We start from the raw sequence: 8,666 nt of genomic DNA, 5'->3' as shown, positions 1-8,666 counted from the left end.
CCAGACGTCGATATGGTTCAGCGCCACCGCCTTGATGCGCAGCGTGACTTCGCCAAGTGCCGGCGGTGGGGGAGGCGGCAGGTCCACCGTTTCAAGACGGCGGTCCTCGATAAGTTGCAATGCGCGCATTGGGCCTGTCGGTTTCGGTCTGGCTGAAAAAGGTCGCTTAGACCGGTTCCCGCGCCATGACAAGGCAAGTGTTCTGGCCGCCGAAGCCGAAGGAGTTCGACAGCACGGTGCGGACCTCGGCATTGCGCTTCTTGTTCGGCACCACGTCGAGCACGATCGCGGGGTCGGGATTGTCATAGTTGATGGTCGGCGGGATGACGCTTTCGCGCATCGTCATCAGTGAGAACGCCGCCTCGACGGCGCCCGCCGCCGACAGCGTGTGGCCGATCATCGATTTGTTCGACGAGACCGGCATCGAGCCGATCCGTTCGCCGAACACCGTCGACAGCGACAGATGCTCCATCTTGTCGTTTTCCGGCGTCGAGGTGCCGTGGGCGTTAACGTAGTCGATCTCGTCCTGGCTCAAGCCGGCATCGGCTAGCACAGCACGAACCGCCGCGATCGCCGGCGAAGCGTCCGGCTTCGAGCGGGTGCGGTGGAAATCGTCCGCCTTTTCGCCGCAGCCGCGCAGGATGCCAAGAATCGTGGCGCCGCGCGCGAGTGCGGTTTCCAGTGATTCCAGTACCAGCGCGCCCGAACCCTCGGCGAGGACAAAGCCGTCGCGGTCCTTGGAGAAAGGTTTTGACGCCTTTTCGGGAATGTCGTTGTGGGTCGACAGCGCGGACAGCAGCGAAAAGCGGATCAGCGCCTCGGCGGTCGCCGAACCGTCGGCGCCGATCGACAGCGCGCGGTCGCATTCGCCGCGGCGGATCGCCTCGACGCCGAGCTGGATGGCGGTGGCGCCGGAAGCGCAGGCGGTCGACAGCGTGATCGGCAGCCCGCGGGTGCCGAAACGGTCGGCAAGCCGGCCGGCGATCGAGCCGAACTGCGTGGTCTCGAAAAAGTCGAGTTCTTTCAATCCGCGCGCCACCCGCAGCAGCCGTTCGCCGCCGGAGTCCAAATCATTGGAATTGTAGAGCGCGAAGCGGTCGTGCCAGTCGAGTTCGACCGGCGGTGAAGCGAGGAAGAGAGGACCACCAAAATCACCGGAATCGAGGCCGGACTCGGCCACGGCCTCACGCGCGGCGGTTTCCGCCAGTTCATAGGTGAGATGGCTGGAGCCCTTCGAGCTCGACGGCAGGAAGTCGACCATGCCGGAGATGCGGGTGTTGAGATGATCGACCGGAAAACGGGTAATCGGGTGGATGCCCGACTTGCCCGAGGTCAGCGCCGCCCAATTATCGGCCTTGCCGACGCCAAGCGAGGTCACCACGCCGATGCCGGTGACGGCAACGATCGGCCTGCCCATATGATCGTTCAGATTGGCCATGCGGTAGCCCTCGATCGTCTATCGTTGCGGCATGGATCGTGGACCACCGCCTCAGGCGGCGTTGACGAGCGCCATGCCCTCGAATTGGTGATAGCCGATCGCCGTTGCAAGGACGGTTGCGGGAACCCCTTCGAACGGCTTCTCGGCTGCGGCATCAAAAACAGGGTAGGCGGCCTTGCGATCGACGGCCAGCGCCGCCAGTGCCACAGCGAAGGGAAACTGTGCTTCCTTCATGTGTCCGGTCAGCGTCGAGAAACCGCGCGCGGCAATCGCCGGATTGGCATCGAGCGCGGCTTTCTCGGCGATGGTTGCCGTATGGGCGCCCGACGCGCCCGACATGGCCAGCAATTTGCCGTTCGGCATTGCAGCCTGCTTGAGCAGGGCGGCGATCTGGGCGTCGAGTTCTCCCCGTGGGCGCCTGGCGCGGCCGGAGACGACCGGCCCAAGCTCGGCATAGATCTTGCGGCCGCGGCTTATCGCGTGTTCGCGCTGCTCCAGTACCAGGAAGGCACCGCCGGATCCAGTCACGACGCCGCCGCCCTCAGCCCCCTGTCTTTGCCAGACCGGCTTCCACTGGCCGCGATGCAGATAGCCGGCGAGTTCATAGCCGAGCAGCATGTCGGAATGTTCGGTCTGGAAGGCGCCGCCGACCAGGATGTGCGTCGACTGGCCGGAGCGGATGCGCGCGGCTGCTGTCTCGACGGCGGCGACACCGGCACCTTCCTCGCCCATGAAGGTTCTGGATGAGCCGGTCACCTTGTGGACGATGGAGATGTTGCCGGCGAGCAGATTGGAAAGCTGCGCCAGGAACAGTGTCGGCCGCAATTCGGTGGTCAATTTCTCGTTGATCAGCACATCGCGGTCGTTGCGGCTTTCCGACGCGGCGAGAATGGCGGCATCGACCGCCTCGTCGCGTTCGCCGCCGCCCGCGGCCACGACCATGTCCATGGTCGTGCAGAGTTCGTCATTGCCCTTGATGCCGGCGTCGTCCAGCGCCAGGCCTGCGGCATAGGTGCCGAGCCTCTGCCAGGTTTCCATCTGGCGCTGATCGCCACGTTTGGCGATCTGCAGGTTCCAGTCGATCTCCGGCAATGGATGAACGGTATAGGGTGCAAAGCGCGCCGCTTCGAGCACCGGTTCCAGCCCCGGCTGCACGAGCTTTTGCCAATGGGCGTCCGGACCTTCCCCCAGCGAGGAGACAAGGCCGATACCTGATATGACGACGTCGCGGGGGCTGCTCATGTGCGGCTTTGTGGGTCAGGCGGCAGAGCGCGTCAAGATCGAACGCTCAACCGATGTCAGGCGGTCTTGGCGGCAACCAGCGCGTCGATCTTGGCGCACAGGTTCTTCATGACGAAGTAATCGTCCGTCGAAGCCTTGCCGTCATTGACCTCCTGGGTCCACTTTTCCAGTGGCACCTTGATGCCGAATTCCTTGTCGATGGCAAAGACGATGTCGAGGAAATCGAGGCTGTCGATGCCGAGATCGTCGATCGTGTGGCTCTCGGGCGTAATCGTGTCGATATCGATCTCGCTGGTGTCGGCAATGATCTTGGCGACTTTGTCGAACGTGGTGGACAAGGGCTTTTCCTTCGGTTGCGGGCGGAATCTGTCCGCATCTTGTTTGGGCGCTGTCTAATCGGTTTTTCCCGGCAGGAAAAGGCCTGATGCGCCGGGCGCAGATGGGTAGGGCATCCAGGAAACGCAAGAAGGGCCGCCGGTTTACCCGGCGGCCCTTCTGTTGACGTCACGTCAGCCTTTGTTTCGATGCAGGTCGTTTTTCCAAAACCGGAACCACTTTGGGCGACATGCATCAGCTGTCGCGGAGCTTGACCAGATCGTTCAGCAGCCCGCCGGTTCCGTTGTGGACGGTCAGCCGCTCGACCTTGCCGGCGATGGTTTCCAGAGCCTCGAGCTCCTTCAACCGCAGCATCACCGGGTTTTCCGCCATCACCCTGGCCGTGTTGAGGAGGGAACGCGTCGCGTTCGTCTCCTCGCGGCGACGGATGATGTTGGCCTCGGCCTGCTTTTCGGCCGACACCACCTGGTTGAGGATCTCGCGCATCTCGCCCGGCAGGATGACATCCTTGAGCGCGATATCGCTGACCTCCACCCCGATCTCGGCCATATCGGCGCGGACCTTGCCAGCGGCCTCTTCGTCGATCGTCACCTTCTTTTCAAGGATCTGATCGAGTGTCAGCGCGCCAAGGGTCTTGCGGAAGGCGTACTGCAGGGCGCGGTAAAGGGCTTCGGAGAAGTCCTTCACCATGCTCACCGCCTTGACAGGATCGACGACCCGGTATTCGGCCGCGATGTTGACGCGGATCGTCACGCGATCCTTGGTCAGCACTTCCTGCCCGGCAACGTCGAGCGACTGGCGCTTGAGGTCGACGACCTTGATCTGCACCATGCGTCCGACGTTCCAGAAGCCATGCACGCCCGCCGTCAGCGTCCTGACCAGAACACCGTCGATGAACAGCAGTCCGGCCTGACCGTCGACGACCGGATGGACGGACATCAATTCCGCCTTCCGGGCCTGGCCGAGCCGGCGCATGACCGCCGCATCGATGGCGAGATCGACTGATGTGTCGATCAGCGTCACCTTCCACGGGCCGGCATCCGTCCACAGCACCAGCTTGCGGTCCGGCGCCAGCACGGCGTGCAGATTGCCGTCGCGCTCGATGATGGCGACATCCGTGCGCCCGGTGCGAACGACGGTGAAATGACGCGCGGCCACATCCGGGAGCTTGTCGAACAACGCCTTCTCGTATGCCGAAACGAATTCCGGGTTCTTCAGATCGTGCCGGGACACTTCGAGGCTGCCGCGCCGGTTGGCGAGCCAGTGCTCGCCCGGCAGCAGGACAGTCTTGATTTCCCCCTTGTGGAGGGTGAGGGCACGTTCGTTTTCCTTTACGAGGACGCGCTCGCGCCCAAGAACCTTGTCGAGAATTGTCATTGTCTTACTCCTGTCGGGCATGGCCCCATGCGAGGCGTCAAGTCATGCGTCGATCGTTCCTTTCGTTTCTCGTTTCACGTCGTCTCTTGCGTCACAGCCCGGGCACGAATGATCCGGGGACTGGTGGCATCAATCCGTGGCGGGCCTTCGGGAGCGGATCGCGGGGCAGTGAAGCGGGCGCCGGAGGCCTTGGCCTCCCTTGCCGGCGACGCTGCGCCTTGATCGTCACCGCGGGCCTGGCCGCGAGCCGATGGCGAAAGACGCTTGGGATGATCCGCGCCCGAGGGCTTGGGCCATCCGTCCAGTCTTTCGCATTCCAGTCCCCGGACCGTTTTTCGGATGGCTTTTCAGGCCAATGGAGAAGGAATCGAACCTTCGACAGTCAGATTAACAATCTGATGCTCTAACCAAACTGAGCTATCCGTGGTGCAGATGAAGGGAATTGAACCCCCGACCTCCGGACCCAAATCCGGCGCTCTCCCGCTGAGCTACATCCGCGATCCCAATCCCCAAAGCAGCGCCGTATACAGGGCGGCAAAGCCGCCTGCACGGGCGGAGGCGAAAGCTCCAACCGTTGTGCTCACTTCGGTTCTCGTGACCGGGAGCGCGCCTATAGCCCCTGCGACGGGTTGTCGCAAGCGGCATTGTCGTGGCGGATTTGCGGCTTCTTGCGGCGGTGGCATTTAGGCAACACCGCTTTCGACGTCAGCGATCGCGCGCAGGGCGCTCAGAAGGTGACGCGGCCGAGCACGCGCAGGCCATCGCCCTGCGGCTCCACGACCACGGCCTCGCCTTCGCGCGGTGAGATGCCGGTCAGCGCCACGATGTCTTCCAGATGGGTAACCATGACCAGATTGTCGGAGCCGGAATAGGCGCGGATTTCTTTGAGGATCGCCGCGATCTGCGCGGCTTTCTGCGCCTCGTCGCCCTTCAGGAGATCGAGCGGAGCAAACAGCTCCGGCTCGGCCTCGAAGGCGATGCGGGCAGTGTCGAGGCAGCGGCAATAGCGGCTGGACAGCACACGCTCGATCGGTGCCGCACGGGCGGCAAACAGAGCGCCGATCTTGCTCGCCTGCTGCTTGCCACGCGCCGACAGGTTCATCTGGGTGGCACAACTGTCGATGTCGAAATTGGCCGGGTCGGTGGTGCCGGTGACCATGGCATGGCGCAGCAGCACGACATGTCCGCCATCGCGCAGCAGCGCCCAGCCTGCATCCGTGGCGTGGGCTACGCCGGGAATAAGAAACAGGAACAACGCCAAGGCAAATCGAATCATCCGCTATCCTTCTCCGGTTCCCGGCAATGGGTTCCGGTGACGGGACATATAGGGACGGTAAAGCCAGCCGAAAGACAAGGCGCGGTCGGCGGGATGCGTAGACCTACTTCTTCGCCATCTGCTTCTTCACCAGATCGATCTTCTGGTCGGTGAGCGGGATGGGGATCGTGTAGCCGGCTTCGGTAAAGCCCTGCTTGGCGTTCTCGAAGAATTCGATCGCCTTTTGATATTCGGCCTTGCCCCCGCCATAGCTGGCTCGGTTCCAGCTGACGTCACCGAGATTGTTCTGCGCGAAGGCCCATTGCATGGGCAGGCCTTCCCTCGAGAATACCTTCAGCGTCGCCGTGAAGGCGGCCTCGGCGTCACCGAGATATTTGCCGGTGCGTTCGAGATTTCCGAGGTTGAGCAGGCTCATGCCGATGCCGTTCTGGGCGTTGGCCCAGTCGACCGGTGCCGCGTCGACGGTGAGTACTTCGAGGGCTGCCCGGCGGGCCGCTATGGACTCAAGCAGGGTCCTGGAGTCGGCATTGCTCATGCTCAGCCAGTGCAGCGTCGAGCCGAGGCCGGCCTGGGCTAGCGCCCATTGGCGGGGATTCGTCTCGCGCTTGTACTCGCGCAACGCATCGCGGTAGGCGGCAATGGCTTCACCATAATGTTCCGGCTTGTCGGTCACGCCGCCCAGAAGCTGCAGCGTGTTGCCGAGATTGTAGTGGCTCATTGCCCAATCGCGAGGGAATTTCCGTCTGACATAGACCTGCCGGGTCGCCCGGAAGGCGCTCGCCGACTGCTCCAGCTTGGCCGCGTCGCGGGTGCGCTGGCCAAGCGTCTGGTAGATCGAACCGAGATTGTTCTGCGCCGACGCCCAGTCCATCGGGAAACGCTGCCGGGTAAAGACCGTCAGTGCGTCATCATAGGCGGCCGCGGCCTCTTCAAGCGCGCCGGTGCCCATATCGAAGCGGGCGACGCCGCTCAGCGCGTTGCCGAGGTTGAGCCTGCTGGTCGCCCATGAGACGGGGAAGGTCTCACGGGTTCGCACCTCGAGCGCGGCACGGAACGCGTCGGCCGCTTCGTTTATCTTCGCCTTGTCGTTGAGCTGAATGCCGAGCGACACCAGCGTGTTGCCGAGATTGTTCTCGACCATCGCCCATTCCACCGGCGCCGTTTCGCGTGTGTATTCCTCAAGTGCCAGCCGGTAGGCCGCCTCGGCTTGCGTCAGATGTTCGCCGGCGGCCTCGCGCTCGGAAAGCGCATAGAGCGCCAGGCCGAGATTGTTCTGCGAAGCGGCCCACTCGAGCGGCACTTTTTCGCGTGGGCGTTTCTGGAGCGTCGCGCGCATCGCCACAACCGCCTCGTTCAGGCGCTTCGGGTCGCTCTCGCGCTCGCCGATCTTCAACAGCACATTGGCCAGATTGTTCTGCGCGGCGGCCCAGTTGAGGTCGTCCTTCTCGCGCTCGAACACGACAAGGGAATCGCGAAAGATCCGGGCTGCCTCTTCAAGGCGCGCGGTCTCCGTCTCGCGCTCGCCGATGGTCTGCAGCACCACCGCCATGTTGTTGCGGGTGATGGCCCAGTCGCGATTCTGTTCGCCATTGGGGATGAAGTTCAGGATGGTGCGATAGGCCTCAATGGCGTGCTGCAGCGCATCGAGGTCGCCGGTGGCGTAGCCGTAGGCGTTGAGCGCCTCGGCTTCCTGGTTCTTGTAGTTCCAGCGCAGCTTGTCGTCCCATTTTCCGGCCAGCGAAAACGCCTTGGCATAGTCGCCGGCAGCGGATTTGTAATCGAAGACCAGCCCCGAGGCATCGGCGCGCCTGGCATAGATCGCGGCGTCGGCAAGACGCTTCTGCTTGACGAGATCCTCGGCTTGATCGACCGCATCGTTGGTCTGCTCGACCCGGCCGACCGCATCGTCGAGGAATTTGCGCGCCGTCACGATGGCGCCCTGGCCGATCGCCTTGTCGGCGGAAGCGACAAGCCGTTTGATCTCCGGATCGTCGGTGCGCAGTGCTGCACGCTCGGACATCATCTTCTTCAGGCGCTCGGCCTGGGCGTCGAGCACCTTTTGCAGGTCGGTCGGGTCTTCGGGGATCTTGTCCGTGCCGAGCGCCTTCAGCACGCCATAAAGCGCGTCGAGCGGCACGCCTTCCTGCAGCGAGGCCAGTTCCACCTGCGCCCGTTTCGGGTCGGGCAGGCCGGAAATCGTCAGCAGGAGCTGGCGCCTTTCGCCTGTGATCAGTCCGTCGTCGCCGGTCGGCTCCACTGGTGCGACGCCGAAATAGAGCAGCCGGCGCAGGCTTTCATTGATCCAGGGACGCTGCTTCGCTTTTGTGTCGAGATAGACCTCCTCGGTCACCATGCGCATGACCGAGCCGAATTCGGTGCCCTTCATCGCCGCGAGGTGGCGCAGCAGGGCGGACGCGTAAGGGCTGTTTTCGCCGGCGGCGCCATCAAGTGCAGGATGACCCGGTTCTGCGGCAAAGCCGACCACTGTACCCAGGCTCGCGTCGGCCGCCGGTGCATTGCCGAGCGCCTTGGCGCCGCGCACCGGCTCCAACCCGCCGGCGCCTATGGGCGAGGCGGAAGCGGTCGGTGAGCGCCGTACCATGGCATCCGCGGGGAATGGATTGGTGCGGCAGGCATCGAGCAGCATGATCGTCACCGGCACTGTCTTTTTCAATGCCTCCATGACGGCCGATATCGGCACAAGGCTGGTGCCGGCATCCTTCAGCGACGGGACGTCGGCATCGACCGGAACCAGATAGTTTTCGCCGCCGGCCTCGATGCCATGACCGGAGTAGTAGATGAAGGCGACATCGGCGCCGTCGGCATCTTCGGTGAACCGCTCCAGGTCGCGCTTCAGCTTGGTGGCGTCGCGGTCGGTGACGCTGCGGGCGTCGAAGCCAAGGTCGGTCAGCATCTTGGCCATGTCGCGGGCGTCGTTGGCGGGGTTGGGCAGGGCGGCGATGTGCAGGTAATGCGACTGGACGATGATCAGCGCCA

Annotated in this window: 6 protein-coding genes, 2 tRNA genes and 1 pseudogene; all 9 read right to left on the bottom strand. The window is 63.6% G+C overall.

The genetic code is table 11. The features are described 5' to 3' along the window. Positions 1 to 129: pseudogene (locus EN893_RS09765) on the bottom strand (NADPH:quinone oxidoreductase); the annotation flags it as partial. A 37-nt stretch (positions 130 to 166) separates the two neighbouring features. Continuing rightward, complete coding sequence (locus EN893_RS09760; RefSeq protein WP_027039033.1) at positions 167 to 1,438, bottom strand: beta-ketoacyl-ACP synthase; 1,272 nt, start codon at positions 1,436 to 1,438, stop codon at positions 167 to 169. Positions 1,439 to 1,489: 51 nt separating this feature from the next. Continuing rightward, positions 1,490 to 2,680 (bottom strand): beta-ketoacyl-ACP synthase, encoded by a 1,191-nt coding sequence (locus EN893_RS09755; RefSeq protein ID WP_127267432.1) that lies wholly within the window; start codon positions 2,678 to 2,680, stop codon positions 1,490 to 1,492. Between the two features lie 56 nt (positions 2,681 to 2,736). After that, positions 2,737 to 3,018, bottom strand: coding sequence for an acyl carrier protein (locus EN893_RS09750; RefSeq protein WP_010909964.1), 282 nt, complete (start codon positions 3,016 to 3,018; stop codon positions 2,737 to 2,739). 232 nt (positions 3,019 to 3,250) lie between these two features. Continuing rightward, positions 3,251 to 4,393: a slipin family protein gene (locus EN893_RS09745; RefSeq protein WP_023812260.1), complete on the bottom strand. Its 1,143-nt coding sequence runs from the start codon at positions 4,391 to 4,393 to the stop codon at positions 3,251 to 3,253. A 352-nt stretch (positions 4,394 to 4,745) separates the two neighbouring features. Continuing rightward, a tRNA-Asn gene (locus tag EN893_RS09740) sits at positions 4,746 to 4,815 on the bottom strand. A gap of 2 nt (positions 4,816 to 4,817) precedes the next feature. Then, positions 4,818 to 4,891, bottom strand: a tRNA-OTHER gene (locus EN893_RS09735). 229 nt (positions 4,892 to 5,120) lie between these two features. After that, on the bottom strand, positions 5,121 to 5,669 hold the full coding sequence (locus tag EN893_RS09730) for a histidine phosphatase family protein (protein WP_127267431.1): 549 nt from the start codon (positions 5,667 to 5,669) through the stop codon (positions 5,121 to 5,123). 103 nt (positions 5,670 to 5,772) lie between these two features. Then, the coding region (locus tag EN893_RS09725) for a caspase domain-containing protein (RefSeq protein WP_128361516.1) at positions 5,773 to 8,666 on the bottom strand (2,894 nt) is incomplete at its 5' end.

This window comes from Mesorhizobium sp. M7A.F.Ca.CA.004.04.2.1 (assembly GCF_004022825.1).
Taxonomy (GTDB): domain Bacteria; phylum Pseudomonadota; class Alphaproteobacteria; order Rhizobiales; family Rhizobiaceae; genus Mesorhizobium.
Note: the sequence above shows the minus strand (reverse complement) of the source record. Positions and strands in the feature narration are given on the sequence as shown.